At 33.2% G+C, this 20106-nt stretch carries 16 protein-coding genes and 1 tRNA gene; 7 read left to right on the top strand and 10 right to left on the bottom strand.

Going from position 1 to position 20106, the window contains the following annotated elements; all coding sequences use genetic code 11:
• Window positions 1-9: 9 nt before the first annotated feature.
• Together G3A47_RS18705 and G3A47_RS18700 are read right to left on the bottom strand one after the other, a co-directional pair.
• Window positions 10-714, bottom strand: coding sequence for a LytR/AlgR family response regulator transcription factor (locus tag G3A47_RS18705; protein ID WP_166925142.1), 705 nt, complete (start codon window positions 712-714; stop codon window positions 10-12).
• Window positions 715-716: 2 nt separating this feature from the next.
• On the bottom strand, window positions 717-1805 hold the full coding sequence (locus G3A47_RS18700; protein WP_243860510.1) for a sensor histidine kinase: 1089 nt from the start codon (window positions 1803-1805) through the stop codon (window positions 717-719).
• A 207-nt stretch (window positions 1806-2012) separates the two neighbouring features.
• Here G3A47_RS18700 and G3A47_RS18695 point away from each other — a divergent pair, with 207 nt between their 5' ends.
• Window positions 2013-4364: a TonB-dependent receptor domain-containing protein gene (locus G3A47_RS18695; RefSeq protein WP_166925140.1), complete on the top strand. Its 2352-nt coding sequence runs from the start codon at window positions 2013-2015 to the stop codon at window positions 4362-4364.
• A gap of 612 nt (window positions 4365-4976) precedes the next feature.
• A complete protein-coding gene (locus tag G3A47_RS18690) occupies window positions 4977-6686 on the top strand; it encodes a hypothetical protein (protein ID WP_166925138.1) in 1710 nt (569 codons plus the stop codon).
• Between the two features lie 198 nt (window positions 6687-6884).
• Here the strand turns inward: G3A47_RS18690 and G3A47_RS23965 are convergent, their stop codons facing one another.
• From G3A47_RS23965 to G3A47_RS18680, 3 genes are all read right to left on the bottom strand, one after another.
• Complete coding sequence (locus tag G3A47_RS23965; protein ID WP_256371227.1) at window positions 6885-7013, bottom strand: hypothetical protein; 129 nt, start codon at window positions 7011-7013, stop codon at window positions 6885-6887.
• A gap of 519 nt (window positions 7014-7532) precedes the next feature.
• Window positions 7533-7712, bottom strand: coding sequence for a hypothetical protein (locus G3A47_RS18685; protein ID WP_166925136.1), 180 nt, complete (start codon window positions 7710-7712; stop codon window positions 7533-7535).
• A 204-nt stretch (window positions 7713-7916) separates the two neighbouring features.
• A tRNA-Arg gene (locus tag G3A47_RS18680) sits at window positions 7917-7990 on the bottom strand.
• 115 nt (window positions 7991-8105) lie between these two features.
• Here G3A47_RS18680 and G3A47_RS18675 point away from each other — a divergent pair.
• Together G3A47_RS18675 and G3A47_RS18670 are read left to right on the top strand one after the other, a co-directional pair.
• Window positions 8106-8618 (top strand): adenine phosphoribosyltransferase, encoded by a 513-nt coding sequence (locus G3A47_RS18675; RefSeq protein ID WP_166925134.1) that lies wholly within the window; start codon window positions 8106-8108, stop codon window positions 8616-8618.
• 241 nt (window positions 8619-8859) lie between these two features.
• Complete coding sequence (locus tag G3A47_RS18670; RefSeq protein ID WP_166925132.1) at window positions 8860-9624, top strand: hypothetical protein; 765 nt, start codon at window positions 8860-8862, stop codon at window positions 9622-9624.
• 3 nt (window positions 9625-9627) lie between these two features.
• On the opposite strand, the gene G3A47_RS18665 is transcribed toward G3A47_RS18670, so the two are convergent.
• Genes G3A47_RS18665 through G3A47_RS18650 form a run of 4 tightly spaced genes read right to left on the bottom strand, consistent with a single transcriptional unit; the run spans window position 9628 to window position 12128 of the window.
• The gene (locus G3A47_RS18665; RefSeq protein WP_166925130.1) at window positions 9628-10278 is read right to left on the bottom strand and encodes a response regulator transcription factor; all 651 of its coding nucleotides are present in this window, start codon (window positions 10276-10278) and stop codon (window positions 9628-9630) included.
• Window positions 10262-11053: a sensor histidine kinase gene (locus G3A47_RS18660; RefSeq protein ID WP_166925128.1), complete on the bottom strand. Its 792-nt coding sequence runs from the start codon at window positions 11051-11053 to the stop codon at window positions 10262-10264. Before G3A47_RS18660 ends, G3A47_RS18665 begins: the two co-directional genes overlap by 17 nt.
• Window positions 11026-11673, bottom strand: a complete 648-nt coding sequence (locus tag G3A47_RS18655) for a hypothetical protein (protein WP_166925126.1) — start codon at window positions 11671-11673, stop codon at window positions 11026-11028. The genes G3A47_RS18660 and G3A47_RS18655 overlap by 28 nt, the downstream gene beginning before the upstream one ends.
• Window positions 11674-11681: 8 nt before the next feature.
• Window positions 11682-12128, bottom strand: coding sequence for a jacalin family lectin (locus G3A47_RS18650; protein ID WP_166925124.1), 447 nt, complete (start codon window positions 12126-12128; stop codon window positions 11682-11684).
• A 322-nt stretch (window positions 12129-12450) separates the two neighbouring features.
• On the opposite strand from G3A47_RS18650, the gene G3A47_RS18645 reads away from it, so the two are divergent.
• The 3 genes from G3A47_RS18645 (at window position 12451) to G3A47_RS18635 (ending at window position 17515) form a co-directional block, all read left to right on the top strand.
• Complete coding sequence (locus G3A47_RS18645) at window positions 12451-14466, top strand: hypothetical protein (protein WP_166925122.1); 2016 nt, start codon at window positions 12451-12453, stop codon at window positions 14464-14466.
• A gap of 75 nt (window positions 14467-14541) precedes the next feature.
• Window positions 14542-16686 (top strand): hypothetical protein, encoded by a 2145-nt coding sequence (locus tag G3A47_RS18640; RefSeq protein WP_166925120.1) that lies wholly within the window; start codon window positions 14542-14544, stop codon window positions 16684-16686.
• Between the two features lie 4 nt (window positions 16687-16690).
• A complete protein-coding gene (locus G3A47_RS18635) occupies window positions 16691-17515 on the top strand; it encodes an N-acetylmuramidase domain-containing protein (protein WP_166925118.1) in 825 nt (274 codons plus the stop codon).
• A 65-nt stretch (window positions 17516-17580) separates the two neighbouring features.
• On the opposite strand, the gene pheT is transcribed toward G3A47_RS18635, so the two are convergent.
• Window positions 17581-20001 carry a phenylalanine--tRNA ligase subunit beta gene (gene pheT / locus G3A47_RS18630; RefSeq protein ID WP_166925116.1) on the bottom strand — a complete coding sequence of 807 codons (2421 nt, stop codon included), beginning with the start codon at window positions 19999-20001 and terminating at the stop codon, window positions 17581-17583.
• Between the last annotated feature and the right edge of the window lie 105 nt (window positions 20002-20106).

Genomic DNA, 20106 nt, shown 5'->3' with positions numbered 1-20106 from the left:
TTAATAGTATTAATTACTCTTTAGCATTTTAAAAACATACTCTTTGTAACTAGCTCCAATCGGAATTTCGATCTGGCCGATTTCAACATCATAAGCTGTAAATGCTGTGATGTTTTTTAAATTGATGATAAACGAGCGATGTATACGCAGGAAGTTTTTGTCCTGCAATTCCATTTCGATATCGCTGATTTTATATTTAGCATTGAGTTTTACCCCGTCTTTTTGATGCACAATAATGTAATCTTTTATGCTTTCGATATACAATATAGAATCAACATTAATTTTATTAAATTTTGGTCCGTTTTTGATGTAAATAAAATCTTCTTGCGTGGGAGTAATAATTTTATTATTGACAGGAGCGCTGATTCGTAAATAACGATCTGTGGCTTTAAAAAAACGGTCAAAAGTAATGGGTTTTAAAAGATAATCGACAATGTCAAGCTCATAACTTTCTAATGCATATTCGCGGTAAGCGGTAGTAAAAATAACAGAAGGCGGATTTCGTAAAGTCTTTAAAAAATCGATTCCGGTAATTTGAGGCATCTTAATATCCAAAAACATAAGGTCAACGGTAGTAGTTCTTAAAACTTCAGCCGCTTTTAACGCATTTGGGCACGTACCAACAACTTCTAAATAATCTAATTTACTGATATGATTTTGCAGTAAACTGATTGCCAGCGGTTCGTCGTCGACTAATAAACACTTTATTTTCATCTCTAAGCTAAGTTATATTGCGATGCAAGATTTATTTTTAGTACTGCAGTAAAATCGTCATCTGTTTTGGTAACATTAAAAGTATAATTTTCCGGATAAATTTTATCTAGCTGTTGTATAATATTGTTCAGACCAATTTTGCCGCTTTCGGCTTCAAGTTCTGTTTTACAGATTGTATTTCGAATCGTAAATTCGAAATTATTGTTGGCCGATTTTAAATCAATTTCAATTTTTGGTGCACTTCCGATGTCTTCTCCAGCTCCGTGTTTAAAGGCGTTTTCTACTAAAGAAAGCAAAATAAGAGGAGCAATCATTCCGTTTTGATCTATTTCATGATTGAAAACCACACTCAGACGATCGTCATAACGTAATTTTTCCAGCGAAATATAATTTTCCAATAATGTGATTTCTTGCGTAAGAGGCACATACGTACTGCTGCAGCGGTATAAAATACAATCTAATATTTCGGATAAAACCGCAATAGACTGCGATGTTATAGGAGAATTTACAACAGAAAGCGAATAAATATTATTAAGTGTATTGAACAAAAAGTGCGGATTTAATTGTGCTTTCAGAATTTTTAATTCCGTTTCAGCTTTTTGTTTTTCCAATAATAAAGATCTTTTTTGAATGATGTATTGATCTTTTATCAGCTTTATAAAAATGAAAAATATTGATAAAGAAAGTATATGCAGTGAGTAGGCGATAAACAAGGTTGGCAAATCTGTGAGAATCTCTTGTATAGATTCCTGAGGAAAAGGCGGTGTGCGTGTAATAGGTTCGACACCATAAACCATTGTTATTCTGGCAACGGCAGAAATAATGTAAGCTCCTAAAAAAAATTCTGCCCAAACCCAATTGTGTTTTTGAGGCGTCATTAAACGAGGCAGGATTCTATAAGATAAAAAATAAGCTCCTATCATCGAACAGATCTCGTAATATACCGTATATAATACATCAACCCATAATCCTTCGGGATCTGAAGAAGTATTTTTACTAAAAAACATAATAAAAATAAACACCCAGAAAATAACATGAGTAGTTATTCTGTGAGCTGTAGCGAAGTTTATAATTTTTTCAAATGGTGTCATATAGTCAAAATTACGATTTATTTGCAAAGAGAAATTGATTGTCGACGAACAAGTAAAAAAAAGATGCAAACAGATAAAAACCACTCCTAAACACAACTTAAAGCCGTTTTTTGATTATTTATTGCTCATAATTGCCCGTATATCATGCGTGAAAATTTTGATCGGATTTATTAAAGAGTTTTGCTTCAAATTTTAAAATCAATCAAAATGAAACCATTCAAATTACTAATAGCATTATTATTATTCGGATTCGCTGCTTTTGCACAATCACCAGAATTTACAATCAAAGGAAAAGTTGTAGACGCTAAAACAAAACAGCCTTTGCCATATGTAACAATTACTTTGTTATCATCATCTCAAAAAGTAAAAGAAACTGCTTCTGATGAAAACGGAAATTATAACTTAAAAAGCATTTCCGGAAATTACCAATTAAACGTTGAGTTCCTATCTTATAAAACCTTTATTTCAGAGAGTTTTAAAATGAATCAGGACTTGGTTCAAAATGTTTCTTTGGATGAAGAAGTTCATCAATTAGAAGAAGTAAATGTTGTGGCCGAAAAATCGGCCGTCGATCTTAAATTGGATAAAAAAGTATTCAATGTTGGAAAAGACATTTTGTCTCACGGAGGTTCTGTCAACGATATCTTAAATAATGTTCCTTCTGTAAATGTAGACGTTGCCGGCGTTGTAAGCCTTAGAGGAAACAACAGCGTTACGGTTTTAATTAACGGAAAACCATCGATTTTGGCAGCGAACAATGGTTTGTCGCAGATTTCGGCTGCGAATATCGAAAAAGTAGAAGTTATCACTAATCCGTCTGCGGCTTATGAAGCACAAGGAGGCGCCGGAATTATTAATATTATTTTGAAAAAAAATAGTTTAAAAGGTTTTAACGGTTCACTTCAAGCTGCAATCGGACATCCTGAAAACTATAATATGAATGCCAATGTGAGTTATAAAACAGAAAAAATGAATCTTTTTTCGAATATCGGATATCGTGACCTGAATGTTTATGGCTACAATAAGCAATTTCAAATAAACAACAATAATGGTGTTACGACATTTTTAAATCAATATGATGATAATAAGCGAAACTATAGTACAGTAAGTTTCTACGTTGGAGGAGATTATTACATCAATGATAAAAATACTTTGACAGGAAGTTACTATCGTTCTAAAAATACCAACAGAGAAAATACTAAATACAATTACAATTATTCTGATGCAAACAATGCAACAGATAGTATTATTTCGAGATCTCAAAAATACGTAGAGCCTCAGATTTACAATGTTTTAGAATTGAATTATGCTAAGACATTTGACAAAAAAGACAAAAAATGGACTTCAAGTTTACAATATGTTTTTTGGAATGATGACGAAAATCAATACATCGACCAACAAAGAATGCTTCCTGACCGATCGCCGGTTTCTAATTTGTATACCAATGATATTGAAAGCAGTAACGATATTTTTATAAAATCAGATTTTGTAAATCCGATTAGTGAAAACTCTAAAATTGAAATGGGAATCAGAAGTGATTTGAGAGCGATAAGAAGCGATTATTATACTATTTTGGATGATATGCTTGAAGAGCAATTCACAAATAAATTGAAATACGACGAAAACTTATACAGCGCTTATTTTCAATTTGGAAGCAAAATAAAAAGATTTAATTATTTATTGGGTTTACGTTCTGAATTATCAGACATCAAAATTTCTGATCGAAAAAACACTTTCAATAACAGTAAAAATTATATCAATTTGTTTCCGACTGTACATTTGGTTTACAACTTAACGTCAAAAACTGACTTGCAATTAAGCTACAGCAAAAGAATAAACCGACCTAGATTTTGGCAGCTGAATCCGTTTTCCGGACTTTCAGATTTAAGAAACTTAACTGTTGGAAACCCAGATCTTAACCCAATGTTCACCGATTCATTTGAGTTTACTATTTTAGCAAAACCTGGAAAATTCAGCATCAATCCGTCAGTCTACTACAAGCATACAACCAATTTTTTTGAATACATTCTAGAACGTACTGATGAAAATTATTTTGTAAATACTCCCATAAATCTTGGTACAGAGAATCGTTACGGCGCGGAAGTTTCCACAACTTATAACCCGGCAAAATGGCTTCGTTTGTCTTTAGATTTTAATTATTATCAATTTAAACAAAACGGAGAATATAAAGGTGTAAGTTACAATGCCGAAGATCAGACTTGGTTGTCGAATTTTCGTTCTGTAGTCAAATTTCCTAAGATTATTTCAGGAGATTTTAGTTTCAGATACCGCGGAAAAAATCAAGGCGTGCAGACACTTACAGAACCGCAATACAGTGCAAATTTAGGTTTGAGTAAAGATTTTCTTCAAGAAAAAATGTCTGTAACTTTAAATGTAAACAACCTTTTTGATTCTCAAATCAGAAAAAGCCAAACCAAAACGTCATCGTATTATTTGGAATCAGAATTTAAATCGCAAGGAAGATATGTAAACCTAACTGTAATTTATCGTTTTAATCGTAACAAAACTGAAGCTGACAGATTGCCAAGTTCAATGTAATTCAAAATTTGGATCAACTTGTCATTTCGAGGTACGAGAAATCACATACGTAATTCGACAGTGATTGGTGACATACTGTGTGGAATTTCTAGTGTGATTCTTCATTCTTCGGAATGACAATCTTTTTGCCTAATCCCCAACTTTTACACCTGATCCCTGATCCCTGTGAAGGCTTGAAAAGTCTACATATTTGTACATAAAAAAAGAGACAACTATTGTCTAGTTGTCTCCTTTAGTGACCTCTAACGGGCAAATTTCAAATCATTTTATGGAAGATTTGAAGATATTGGCTTACTATTTGTAAAGTCTGTCTTTGAATGGCTTTAGTATTTTGGTTTGGATGTCCTGTTGGGGATTGATATCTTTTTTCGGACATATCAGCATGATGATTGAAAACTCTTTCTGTTCAAAATTTATTTGCTTACTTTTTCAAATGTCCAATTATAAAATTCAAAATATGGATGATTTAAAGTATTCCTAAATTTCTTGTATAAAACATTAAAAGCAGTATAAATACGTATTGTTGTTTATTTTATTTATCATAATTTACAGTCAAATTTTCAATTTATTTGTATAGATTAAGAATATATAATCATTTGCTCCAAAAAACATATGAGTTTAAAAGAAAAATCTGAAAAACTAAAAGAATTAATTTCAACTTATGATGCGCAATGGCTTTTAGGTGATTTGTCATCCTTAATACACAGCGGAAGAGAAAGAGCCCCAGATCAGCTTGGAAAGCTTTCATCTCCAATGAGACAGCTTTATTATTTGGCGGGACTTTGTATTTCTACGAATAAAGAGAATGGCAGTGACCAATACTATAATAAGGGAAAATGGGATGAAATTGTAAAACTTCTGAATGAAATAGAAAATGAATATTTCGTTTCACTTATTGAATATGATGAAAACACCGATGCTGTTGAATGGAAAAAAGTAAGAGGCGTAGCCATTCCCTCGTTTTTGTCATATTTCAATCAAGGGCCATTAAATTTTGAAGAACAAATAATGAATTGGGTAATTGATTTATTTACCAATTTTGATACTATTCTAATTGATGAATATGGCTTAAGGACTAATGATTTTATCTTGTTTTATGAAAGTTTAGACAAAGTTGTTCAAAATAATTTTCAAGGTTTTAGCACCAATCCGGAATTACTTAGAAAAGATTGGGATAAGTATACTAAAATAAAATCTGGAATGGACGAAAGTCTTCCGGATTTTTTTAGACAAAGTATACCTCCACATTATGAAGTAATGTCTAAATACATGATTGATAATGGAATGAAGGACCGATTTTATCCTGAAGAACTTGTAACGGAGGATTTGTCACTTGATACAATTAACAAGTTACTCGAAATCTTTTCAATACAAAGAGAAGAAAGATCATTTTTATATTATACAGAAACTAACCCAGGAAACCCTCTTTATGATTTTCCAATACTGGATCTTGAGAATGGAATGTATCAGGTTTTTGAAGTAAAGCAAGTAATTCATTCAATTAACAACTGGCTTGAAAAACAAGTTACAAAATTACCCGAAAGACTAGATAAGTATTTAAAGGTAAAAGGAAAATTGCTAGAAAATAATATAATAGATTTATTTAAAAAATTTCTCGGAGATGATGTAAAAGTTGTTGAAAGTTATTTTATCGATGGATGCGAGCAGGACATATTAATCATCTGGAAAGATAATGCATTTATAATTGAAGCAAAAGGATACAATATTAGGGAGCCTTTTAGAAATCCTGAAAAAGCCTTTACAAGAATTAAAGACGATTTTAAAAAAAGTATTGGTTATGGTTATGAGCAAACACTTCGCGTTGAAACCATTATACTTGAAAAAAAGCCATTAGTAATTCAAAATAATCAGGGTAAAACGATAGAAACAATTGATACAGCAAAAATAAAAAATTGTTTCTCGATTATAGTTAACATTAACTCATTTGGATTAGTACAGAATGATTTATCGTATCTATTAAATATCCAAGAGGACGATATTTATCCTTGGGCAGTTAAATATGACGACTTAGAGATTTTTATTTTAACACTGATAGCACAAGAAATGAATCCTCAAATATTTATTGATTTCTTATTATTAAGAGAAGAACTCCATGGTAAAATAACTTGTTCAGATGAATTGGAAATCTGTGGTGGTTTTCTAACAAAACAAATCATTCATAAAAGAATAAAGTATATGGGTACTTTAAAGACATCTCCAGAATTTGGTGATATTTTTGATCAGCAATATAATAAGACAATGGGATTCAAAAACGAGAAAAACCTTTATGAAAAACAAAGTGGGAAATACATGTTTTGGTAGTTATAGAATCAAATTTTAAATTGGAGTAGAAAAATTTAAATTCAGAATAAAATTAGAGTTGATTGTTAATCAACATGTTAAAGCAATGGAGTAATTCAATATCTGCAGGAAAGTAAATGGAGACAAAATAAAATTAAAGAAATAATGTTAATCTTAAAAAGAAAGGCCGCCATTAGGCAGCCTTTGATATTTTGAAAACTATGCATGAACTTCGACTGTACTCTTAGCTGTTGTAATTGTTGCAGGTTTTAACTGACCGGCTGCAGTTTCTCTGTTTGTAGTGTGTTTTTCCATCTTCATTTCAGGTTTTAGAGTAATATTATGCATTGTTTTGGCTTCTGCCTGGTATTGTTCTGTTGGGCTATGATGTCCTTCAGGATTTAAAAATTTGTATGCGTATACAATTCCTAGATTAAAGTAAGAAAAGGCTGCTAAGAGTACAATAAGTTGATGAACGTTCAGGACAAGTTTTTTGTCTCATGATTTTATATTACAAATGTACGAAAAAAACTCCATATATGCAAGTTGCTTAAATTTTTTGTAATCATATATACTCAATAATGCTTTACAAACCTCAGTTATCATTGACTTTGGATATAATTTTTTTAAATAAATCTTTTATATGATTTATTTCCTGATTATGGGTAGTTTTTTTGTTACAAAATAAAACGCATTTTTTAACTTTTTGTCCTGTTGTATTTTGTCACTTTTTATTTCTATCTAAGCATGATTAAAAGCCCCTGTGTACAACAGGGACTTTTTATTATTATTTAGGTCTACTAAATGATATTTAATTTATGATAAACTCAATTTTATGTAGGTAAGTCATTGTTTATAGTATTATAATCATTCCTTTTTCTCTTTCTTCCCCAAAAAATGCAATACCTGAATATCAGCTAACTTTCGAAGAAAGTATAATATTTCTTCTGCTTTTTCAAGTGTTACATCCATTCCTTCCTCTTTAAGTATCTTTTGTGCTTTTTTTGGTGAAATTTTTCCTGTATAATCTTTTTGGTTATATTCCATTTTGTTATTAATTATTGTTAAAATAAATATAACAAAAAAAAATACTATTAATTGTAAATCAATATGTTATGTATGGTTTGAATCCTGAGTAGTCACTCCAACAGGACATCCAAACCGCTTAAAATTATAAGTTAAAACTTATAAAACGGAAGAAAAAGGTATAAAAAAAACGCTAAAACTGATGTTTTAACGTTTTTTTAAGAGTGACCTCGACTGGATTCAAACCAGTAACCTTCTGAGCCGTAATCAGATGCGCTATTCAGTTGCGCCACGAGGCCTTTTTGTTTCTCAATTCACCTAAATTTACTAGCTTTGTTGAGCGCTTATTTCGGGTGCAAAGATAGATATAAATGTGAGATAAACAAGGAAAAAATAACATAAAAGCAAAAAAAAATGAAGATCGAAAGTTATATACGTGATATTCAAGATTTTCCCAAAGAAGGAATTTTATTTAAAGATATTACACCACTATTAAATGATCCCGTTGCCAGAAAAGAATGCTTGTCTGTTTTAGTAGCATCACTAAAAGGACAGGCAATTGACAAAGTAATAGGAGCAGAAAGTCGTGGCTTTTTCTTCGGAATGTTGCTGGCTCAGGAACTGAATGCGGGTTTTGTACCCGTTCGCAAACCTAAAAAACTGCCCTATTCAACAATTTCGGCTTCTTATGATTTAGAATACGGTACTGACACCTTAGAAATACACACAGATGCCATCAAAAAAGGAGACCGGGTTCTGATACATGATGATGTTTTAGCGACGGGAGGGACAGCGAAAGCACTCGGAGAATTGGTGGAGGAACTTGGTGGCGAAATTGTACAGTTCAATTTCCTCATGGAACTTTCGTTCTTAAATGGCAGAGATAAAATCGCAGGAAATCCTATTTTTGCAGCAATAACCTATTAAGCTAATTCTAAGCGTTAAGTTAAACCACAATTAGAAAAAAATCCTTTAAATCAGTGCAATCTGTAGCTATTTTCTTTTTTGGCACAGATTAAAAGAATTAAAATGATTATTTCTAAGTTTTAAAAAAAATAATTCGTGAAAATTCATGAAATTCGCGGCAAGCTTTTTTTGCCATAGATCAAAAGAAGTAGAATGATTATCTTTTAGTTTACTAACTTAACATCATAAACCCGAACCTAAAATGAAATATACTTTGGTACTAGTCGCTTTATTGTTATTTTCCTGTAAAAACGAAAAAACGACACCATCTGAAACCGCTTTAAAAACGAATACCAATAAAGAAAAGCAAGTTGCAACGCCTTCTCAGCAAGAGAATTTTTCTAGTGCTATTCGTCCGGGAGAGCAGTTAAATAAAGGAAAAGAATATTCAGATGAAGTAGAGTATGTTGAATATGATGACAATGGCGATTATAATTTGTTTACGATAAAAAAGGGCAAAGAAACAGTAGCATTGCATACTAATTTTGAAGGGGCTGATAAATTCCTTAGAGGCGACATTCTAGAAATAACCTGGAAAATAGATTCAACATATAGTGCAGGGGATGGGGAAAAACTGGATTTCACAGCATGGCTGATAAAGTCTAAAAAAATAAAAGACGGAAGTGTAAGCCTCTTTAAGAAAAAGCACAAAAAGCCAATTAAGTATTATTGGGCAGAGGAGCAGGAGTATTCTACAAGTTTTAAAGACTATCTGTATACTTTGGTAGAATATTATCTGGCAAATTCAAAAAAAGAGCTTGTAAAAGTAAACCTTCAAAACCCGGATGCCAATTTGGTTTATTCGATAGAAAGCGGAGATAAAGACGGTCGATCGTATACCATTTTGGGCATTTCTAATGAGTTCGAAAACCATACCAGTATAATTCAATGGTTGTACTTAGATACTGAAACCAGAAAATTATATGAGTATGATTTGCCAAACGATCAATTAATTGAATTTAAATAGTCCTTAAACCAAAACAATTTTGTGTTTAATGGCATATAAAACTAAACCAATTCTGGTTTTGATTTCGAGTTTGTCAAACAAACACTCTCTGTAACCATCAATTGTTTTAGGGCTGAGACACATTTCAGAAGCAATTTCCTTATAGGTTTTCTCGCTGCAGGCATGTCTTATGAAAACAATTTCTTTTTCTTTAAGATTTACTTTTTTAGAATCGTCATTAGCTTTTTTTACCAGCATGCCGGACACCAGCTCTGTGAAGTAAAAGCCTTTGTCGATAACACATGACATGGCTTCTTTGAATATTTCAGGCGAAGTATCCTTAAGCAAATATCCTCTGGCACCATTGGTAATCATTTTGATGATAATTTCCTCATCATCATTGACAGACAGTGCTATAACTTTTAGTCCGGGCCTGTTTTCTTTGATCCATTTCATTGTATCAAGACCGTCTAAAACGGGCATATTGACATCTAATAGAATTAAGTCTATTTCTGAATCAATGTTTTCCTGAAGATAGGTTATAAAAACTTTGCCATTTTCAAAGCGATCGACCACGTCAAATTCTTTAAAACTATTGATCAGAAGCTGTAAGGACTGCGAGAACAGCGAGTGATCATCGACAATGATAATTTTATTTTTAACTTTTGCTTTCATCGGATGTGTTTAAAGGATATTCTAAAGTTATATTTGTTCCGGATGTATTCGATTCTATAATTAGTTTGGCACCAATTAGTTTAGCTCTCAGTTTCATATTGTTTAAACCAATTCCGGAAGTGACTTTTTTGGTGTCGTAGCCAATTCCGAAATCCTTCATTTCTAACTGAAAAAGATCTGCAGTGGTTGTAATATTCACTTCGTATAAATCACTGAGTGAATGTTTTAAACTGTTGTGCAAAGCTTCCTGAAAAATACGGTAAATAAACAAATCATGTTCTTGGTTGATTTTAGGAATTTCTCCTGTAAATTTATAATTATAGTGTATATGTTTTAACTTTTTTATACGTTCCAGATCTTGTTTTATCGCCTCTATAAAGTTAGATTGCAATAAATTATCCTTGTTTATGATTCTGGATAAAATTCTAATCTCGTCCAATGATTTGGCTAAAACATTCTTAAGATCAGCCAGTTCTTTGCTTTTTATTGATTTTCCGGTTTGTATGTACATATTAAGCTGCATAATACCCACCGAAACAATCTGACCGATATTGTCGTGCAGTTCTTTGCTGATTTCACAAAGTGTCTGATCCTTAATCTCGATCCGGGTTTTAACCAGCTCGGATTGAAAGTACATTTCAGATTCCATTTTTTCAACCAAATACTTGTTCTTTTTCTTCAAAAAATAAAAAAAGAGCACCAGTAACGTGACCAGTAAAGTAAAAAAAACAATACCTAAGGAAATGACTAATAATTGTATTTCTTTTCGCTCCATATAAATCCGATTACAAAACAACTGTGTGCCAGAAAGTTTAAAATAAAAACGACTAAACTAAAAATAGAGTCATCCTGTTTAATTAAGAACCAGTTCAGCGCTAACATAAAAGGCAAAAAAGGAACGTGAAAAACCAATATACCTAAGATGTACCAAAAAAAAACGGATTTCTTAAAGTTTAATATTTTGTCTGAATTAAAGATCTCTACCAAATAGAGACAAGCCAATATCATAACGACTATAACCCCTGTTGCAAAACTATAGGTATAGGAGTGATTGAAATTTCCTTTGAAATACAGAATATTCAAAAAAAAGGAAACCACAAACAACCCTAGAAAAAGTACCGCAGAAATTCTGTTCTCCCGCTTCAGTAAAAGGCTTCTGAGCAATAGAATATAGGCTGAGAAACTAACGAACATGTAAAAATTATAAACATAATAATTTAACAAACCCGTCCATTGCGTAAAATAATAGCCAACTATTTCTATTGGTACTGAAAACCAGATTAAAAGTACTAAAAATTTAGCTTTATTACTAGGAAGCTTAGGTAACGAGATTAACCCGACGATTCCTGATAGCAAAGCTAAATAGACGATATAAGATCTTAAAAATTCAAACATAATTTTTTTTAGTAGGTTAGGCTAGGTGGTCTTCCTATGTTGCCATAGTTCATTGGTGAAATACTTTCGATATCATGGGAATCTTCTTCCGGGGCCGAAGCAAAACTTTGCATTTTCCCTGCACTGCGGGTGGATACTGATGAACTTGTTTTTTTGCCTGTTGGTGCCAGAAAGAGTGTCGTAAGGCCCGCTTTTTCGCCATGTTTTTCATCTTCGGGATATACTCCAAAGTAAAATCGGATTCCATCTACTTCATAACCGCTCTCAACTCCTTGTTCTTTAATGTATTGTATATAGCTTTCTAATGCTTCTAATGAATACCAAATGGCATTTGCATCGTCTTTTTTAGTTGATTTTCGGATTATTTTCGCTCTTTTATTAGCATAGTTGGAGTTCAGCTGCTTGGCGAACTCTCTTGTTATTAACTGATTAGGTTTGGTTGGAAGGTTTTTCATGTTTTTTAGTTTTAAAGTGATAATTAGTAAAATTAGTATTAATTAATGTTTATCCATATATAGGTGTTAAAAACAAATACACCCAATGGGTTCATGTTTTTAAAAATCTCATCTACAAAATTATTTCAAAAGGAAAGACGCAACAAGGGGGAATTTACCCTTTTTTGCGCAGGTAATTTTATTTGAAAATTTGGGTTAAAGTGCTGTTACGTTCTATTTTATAATGATACAATTTTACACCGTTCCTTTTTTCGAACAAATGAGCCAGGCGAAACTCAAAAAATGAGCCAATCAAAAATGTAAAATTTTAAATTATTTAATTATGTCACAACCAACACCTCTAGGTTACCCACATGCAGGAGCCGGAACAGTAGAAATTCTTTTAGAAAAAGAAGATGGAGCAGATTTTGCAGTCCTTTTTTCACCAGATCCCAACAATATGTTATTGAGAGACGCTGGATTACCAATGCAGTTTTATTATTACCCAAAGGCGCCACGCCTTGCCAAACATCCTGATGGAAGATTCAAATTCTCTATGCAGGTTTTTAAATCAGAAGGAGATTCCTCTACCGTAATCGGAGCAGAAGGACTGGAAGAAGAAGCGGGAGCTTATACCACCTTAACAAGTACAATAGATTTACCGGAAGCCCAGTTAAAAAAGGCTATTGATAAATTGAAAACAAAATTACACACCAGCTATAACAACCAAAGAACTTCAAAACTTTTTGGATTGTTTTCGTATCTAAAAGGTGTTGACAGGGATTTTGACGAAACAAACGTTAGACCGATACAGTTAACTGAGAACAAAATTGCGATGCATATAGTAGGAGAGAAGTCTCCAAACAATCCTTTTGGAGGTGCTAATCCGTGGACTTTTAACATTCAGGGGGAAGGAAACGGAAGTACTTTTGGACTAGGAGACAACGCTTTGTCTGTATTAATGGGGCGTAACAGTGCTTCATTAGTAAAAGGAGCTCTGGAAACCGGGGCAAACAATTTGGTGGTAGAGAACAGCATCAAATACAAAGGTTATATGCCAACAACTACCATTAAAACCACTGTAGATGTCAAAAAAGTACACACTTACTTTTCTGCAAAAGTAAATGTAAGCTGGTCTTTTGTGGATGTAAATTGGGAACATGAGTACGAAAAAATCTTAACACAAGGCGGTATTGTCAGCGAAATCATTACTGATAGTCAATTCTCTAACGAAGAAAGAAAAAAAGTGGAAGAAGCGCTTTTGACAAAACAAAGAGAGTTTGCTTTTCAAATCGTTCAGAAACATATTTTTGACGCTCCTGAAAAACAATTCACGCCGGCATCAACTCCTGAAAAGCCGAGTGGATTCTTTAGAATTTTTTCAGGATCAGGTAACGTTGGAGTAAGTTTAAAATCAGGAACTCAAATCAGAGAACTGCAATTTACAGATGAAATTAAATTCTCTGCCATTGAAGTTTTGGATTCAAAAATTAGTGGTAGTTTAACTCCTTTGACTTTAAAATCAGGTGCCGAAGCAAAAGAAGATCTTAAAAAGTATATTTCTGAAGTTCAGCTTGATGAAGATTTTTCTAAAGTACAAGTAATTGCTTCTTTAAATGGAGATTTGATCAAACTGGACAAAGACAGCGATATTGTAAATGACAGCCCTGTAAGCCAGGTTTCTATTGAAGTTGGTTATCCGGATTCAAAAGGAAAAATGATCTGGAAAAGCTCCGGAAGAATGATTGCACCGGAGGGTACGCCGTATGTGAAAAATACCAGTAAATCCGGAAAAGAAATTGATGCCATTTTCCCTGCAACCTGGAACGATAAATCTAAAGAAAAAAATGCTTTTGTATTTGATTTTGTAAAAAACAACGGTTCAAGCAAAATTAAAGTAAGACAAGAGGTAATGTACGAAAAAGACAAGAGAATCAAATTAAAAGACACTGTCAGAGAATTTGAATTTGAAGGAACCAAAGTTTTCGTACCGCTACCGGTTATGAATATGACCAACTACACATTGTCAACTGAAGAACTTTACGAATGCGACACCTTAGAGGTTACTTTGAAAGTAGATAAAATGTCAAGCAAAAAATTCAAATTTACGGCTGACAATTTTGAAGACGCAATACCATACAGATCTTGGTATGAATCAGATTACACCATAAAACCAACCGAATACAAGGTAAAATACACCTGTAGCGGAAAAATTGGCAAAAAAGCTAAAAAGGTAAGTGTCTCTACCGATTTTCAGAAAATTGATTATCTGGAAGGTGATGTTTTATTCGAAATTCCAGCAGGAACCGCTGCTCAAAAAGCGGATATAGAAAAAATCAGAGCTCCATTTATGGAATAGTTTTTTTCTTAACAGACAAAGGGGACATTTCGTCCCTTTTGTTTTCTAAACACAATTAATCGTAAAAAAAACATCATGCCGGATTTAAATACATTCAAACTTGAAGGAACAAAACTGGTTCCCATTAACAGATTTAATCTCGAGCCCGCAAAGCCCAGCACCTCATTTACAGAATCATCCAGTATAAAAGCTGACGATTTTGAGGTTATTGAACACCCCATAATCCATTCGATAAACATAAGGCCGGATATCCTGACAGGCATAGATTCTTACTCTCCATTTATTGAAAACAACACAATCATAAATGAAAAATCGACTTTTAAAAATCACAACAATCCGGATATCGAATTGTTTTTCCCTGAAATAGAACTTATGCCCAACAACAATACGGTCTTCTATTACGAAAATGTGTTGGATAAATTCGGAAACAAGAGCGGCTTGTTAGGCAGTGTCACTTTGAAATACAACATCAAAGACAAACCAGTAAACAATAATCAAAGAAATATTGACTTAAATTTAAGAGAAGCATTACTTAATCTAAAAGTAAACGGTGACCTTATCAGGATCAATGGTACAATCAATACCTATAACAAAGAAATACAGTTTGACCTAAAAGACGAAGCCGTAAAAATTGCCTATTTTAATCTCATCTCACAAATTGAAAGCGCAAAATGCAATATTGATTTATTTTTTGACTTTAAAGGATATTCGCGAAACAAAAGAAATTTTTTGTACGCAAGAGATATTTCAATGGTCAATGCTAAAATGAGAACCCAAAGTGATTTGATGACTTCAAAAACCGCTTCCTCAGAAACAAATTTAATAAGCAGCCCTTTGATGGTAAAATCCGATCCAGTAAAAAGTACGGCTGCCAAAAAATTATTTCTTCAAATTCAAAGAGAAGATGATACTGATATTATTGTTCAGACAGAATACGTAAAAAGTACTTTTTTGTTAAAAGTAAACAAAACTATAGGGTATCCTGTTTCTAAAGACGCCTCAGCCAGTCTTTACAAAACTTCTGATGGGGGATTTATAGGCAATCCATTTAATTTAAACGAAGAATTTTCTCAGTTCAAACAAATATTTGTCGCCGGAGTAAATTTCAGTAAACTTTCGATTTATAAATCGATGGTTCAGCCTAATACTTTTTTACTGATTTCTAAAATGTACAGTCTTTCTAAGGATTTAGATACTTTAAAACCTTGCATTTCTACCATATTCCATGCGTTTGAAGACGGTGTGGGTTCTTCGGAAGAAATCTCAAAAATCAGTTTTCAATTTGCAGTTGGTCCAAATCTATCTGAATTTGATTTGGCAAAACTAAAAATAGCATTACTCAACAATAATTTTATTGATGGTGATACAAGCGATTATTTCAATAAAATTCAATTTCTGTTTCCCAATGATATTGATGCTGACTACGAAATAAGCGGAAACTATTTTCTGCAAAAATCAGACATCAATAGAGACGGAAAACATTTTCTGTTTAATCTTTCCACAGAAAATCTGGCCGAAGCAAGCATTATGATCAATGCTTTGAACAACACCATATCGCAGTTTGCCAATATCAATTTCAAACACAAGGAAATAAAAGACACCAGTGTTATTGAATTGAATATTGAAAAAACAATCGGAGAAATTATAGCTGTTTCAATAGACAATAACGCTAAGAAAGTACAAATTAAAAACCAATCCTTTTCCAATTGCAAACTCAATTCGATTCTCTTGGTTTACAATCAAAACTCCACTTATTTTAACAGTACGTTTTTTAACAGCTATCCGCAGTTAATTAGTAACGACAGTAAAATTTTAGACAATGCTGTTTTGAATCCCGCTAATGCATCCGGAAATCTGGAAAATGTATTTTTTGACTTTGAAAACATAGAGAATATCAGTTCTGAATTCAGTCAGATCGTTTCGCAGTCTACAGATTACAACCGCTACATTCAGATTGAAATAAAAAAACAAGCTACAGCGACCAGCAAAATTACGGTGGAATTAACGGTTCTGGAATCGGGAAGTACATTTAGTATCGAGCGTTTGAAATCGGAATTTTCAACCCCGATACTATTCAATTTTATTGTAAAAAACACGACGGTTAGTTCTACGCTTATCTCGTACAAAACAAACTACTTTGACAAAAACGGCAATTTGGTAAAATCTAAAAATGAAGTTTTTGACTTTTCGGCTTCTTCAAAAATAACCATAATAAAGTAAGGTCATGAGAACTATTAAATTCGGACTAACATCGAGCGAGGTCTATTACTTAAATGAATTACTCATCAAACTCAACTACAATGTTATTGTTTCAGACTATTTTGGCATTGAAACGGATACCGCAGTAAAAGATTTTCAACTAAAAAACAATTTGGTTGTAGATGGAATTGTCGGACTAAAAACATGGTCGACACTTTTTGAAAAGAGCAATAATGGATTGTTACCCAATAATAAATTGCTTTCAGAACAAGATCTTATTGATTTTTCCAATAATCATGATCTTGAATTAGCAGTTGTTAAATCGGTTAACGAAGTCGAAAGCAACGGAAAAGGTTTTCTGGTAGATGGCAGACCGAAAATTTTGTTTGAAGGACATGTTTTCTGGAGAGAATTGAAAAAAAGAGGCGTAAACTGTCAAGCCTATGTGAATTCGAATACAGCAAACATTCTCTACGAAGACTACACCAATGAATTTTATGTCGGCGGAGCAGGTGAATATACTCGTCTGGAAAAAGCGAATAGTCTAAATACCGATAAAGATTTTAGCGACGCAGCAAAGTGTTCTGCTTCCTGGGGACTTTTTCAGGTCATGGGATTCAATGCTGTTCCTATTGGGTACGCAAACATAAACGAATTTGTAGAGAAAATGTATCTAAACGAAGGAGAACATCTAAAGGCATTCGGATTATATCTGAAAGAAAGAAATCTTTTTCCCGCTCTAAGAAACCATAAGTGGGCTGAGTTTGCTTTAAAATACAACGGCAAAGGCTACAAAGCAAACAAATACGATGAAAAACTGGAAAAGGCTTACGAAAGATTCGCATCCTAATAAAAATATAAAACCCGACAGGTTTTTGAAACCTGTCGGGTTTGAATTATTTAATTCTACTTTTTTTATCGTAAACTTGCTCCAAGTTCTGTTTCGAATACATTTTGCAATTTCGACATGATTTTATCAATCTGAACATCTGTCAGTGTTTTAGTATGATCCTGAATGGTAAAACTCAAAGCATATGATTTTTTACCTTCCGGAAGATTTTTACCCTCATAAACATCAAACAAATTAACATCTTTTAGGAGTGTTTTCTCTGTTTGTTTAGCCAGATTATAAATACTTTCGTAAGTTGTTTTCTGATCAATCAATAAAGCTAAATCTCTACGAACTTCAGGATATTTTGGAATTTCGGTGTATTTAATTTTTCCGGTAATAATTTTCAAAACCAAATCCCAGTTGAAATCAGCAAAATAAACATCTTGTTTGATTCCAAAATGTTTTAAGATTGGTTTCTTTATAACACCCATTTCCACCAATACGTCATTGTTGTAACAAATAGCCGTTCCTTCAGAGAAAATATCTGATTGCACGGGAGCATTCGATATCTTATCGATTCCTAGACGTGACAAAATAGCTTTCACATAACCTTTCAGTAAAAAGAAATCGGTCGCTTTTTGCGGATTTGTCCAGCTTTCTTTATTTCTGTCTCCTGTTACAGATAATGTTAAGTGTTTGTGCTCTTCATAACCGTTAAGGAATTTATGGTAGGTTTTTCCAAATTCAAACAATTTCAAATCAGAACTTTTTCTGTTGATGTTGTATGAAATAGCTTCCAACGCAGAGAACAATAAAGATTGACGCATTGTTGCCAAATCACTACTTAACGGATTAAGCATGGTAACATTGTGCTCTTCTTTTAACATAGCCGATAGTTTTGTATAAGCAGCTGTTGTCAAAGAATTTGCCATCATCTCATGAAACCCTTGCGAGTTTAACTGTGAACCAATTAGATTCTGTACTTTATAGTCTTCTGTTCTTGGCGAGTTTGCAACTGTCGCATTAAACTTCTTTGAGAACTCGATATTGTTATAACCATAAACTCTTAGAATTTCTTCGATTACATCAATTTCACGTTGCACATCTACACGGTAAGCCGGAATCGTTAATCCCAAACCGGAATCAGAAACACTGTTTACTTTAATATCTAAAGAAACCAGTATTTTTTTGATCGTATCTTTTGGAATCTCCTGACCGATAATCTTGTAAACATGACTAAAGTTTAATAAAACAGAGAAATCCTCTACTTTTTTAGGATACACTTCAATCACATCTGATGTGATTTTTCCACCCGCAACTTCCTGAATTAAAAGAGCAGCACGCTTTAAAGCATATTCTGTAATAGTCGGATCGATTCCTCTTTCAAATCTAAACGAAGCATCTGTATTCAATTGATGTCTTTTGGCAGTTTTACGAATGCTAACAGCATCAAAATAGGCACTTTCTAAGAAAATAGAAGTAGTTCCTTCTGTTACACCCGATTTTTTCCCACCAAAAACACCTGCAATGCAAAGAGGTCCTTTTTCATCACAAATCATCAGGTCTTCTGCATGCAATGTTCTCTCAACATCATCTAAAGTGGTAAATTTTGTACCCTCAGCTAATGTTTTTACACTTATTTTCCCGTTGATTTTTGCAGCATCGAAAGCATGCAAAGGTTGTCCCAATTCATGCAACACATAATTGGTAACGTCAACAATATTATTTTTTGGAGTTAATCCGATAGCTTTTAAACGATCTTGCAACCAAGCCGGAGATTCTTTAACAGAGATTCCGGAAATGGTAACACCACAATATCTTGGCGCTAGAAGAGGCTCATCAACCACCACGTCTATTTTAAGTGTACGCATATCTACTCTGAAATTGCTCACAGAAGGCGTAATTAATTCTATGTTTACACCACGTTGCAACATTCCGGCTCTTAAATCACGTGCCGTCCCAAAATGGCTCATGGCATCTGCACGATTTGGTGTTAATCCAATTTCAAAAACTTCATCACTTACGATATCAAAAACTTTAGAAGCAGGAGTACCCGGTACTAATTTTTCATCTAAAACCATAATTCCGTCATGACTTGTACCAAGACCTAATTCGTCTTCAGCACAGATCATTCCGTGGCTTTCCTGTCCGCGAATTTTTCCTTTTTTAATGGTGAATTCTCCACCATCTTTATCGTACAAAACTGTTCCGATAGTAGCAACCGGTACTTTTTGTCCGGCAGCAACATTGGCAGCTCCGCAAACAATCTGAATAGGGGCTTCCAAACCAATATTTACTGTCGTAACGTTTAGTCTGTCAGCATCGGGATGTTTTTCACAGGTTAATACGTGTCCTACAACAACTCCTTGTAAACCGCCTTTAATGGATTCATATTTTTCAACAACTTCTACTTCCAGACCTAAATCTGTAAGTAATTCTGATGTTTGTTCAGAGGTCCAGTCTGTTTTAATGAATTGTTTTAACCAGTTGTAAGATATTTTCATGTTAACTTTTTTATTCTTGAATAAGGGTGTAAATATAAGGATTGATCGGCTGAGTTGGAAACATTTTTTTTGTTTTATGACGTAAAAATTTGCCGTTCAACGTTA

The organism is Flavobacterium poyangense (assembly GCF_011751075.1).
In the GTDB taxonomy this organism is placed as follows: Bacteria; Bacteroidota; Bacteroidia; order Flavobacteriales; family Flavobacteriaceae; genus Flavobacterium; species Flavobacterium poyangense.
The sequence above is the reverse complement of the archived record's forward strand: the minus strand, read 5'-3'. Positions and strand labels throughout refer to the sequence as shown.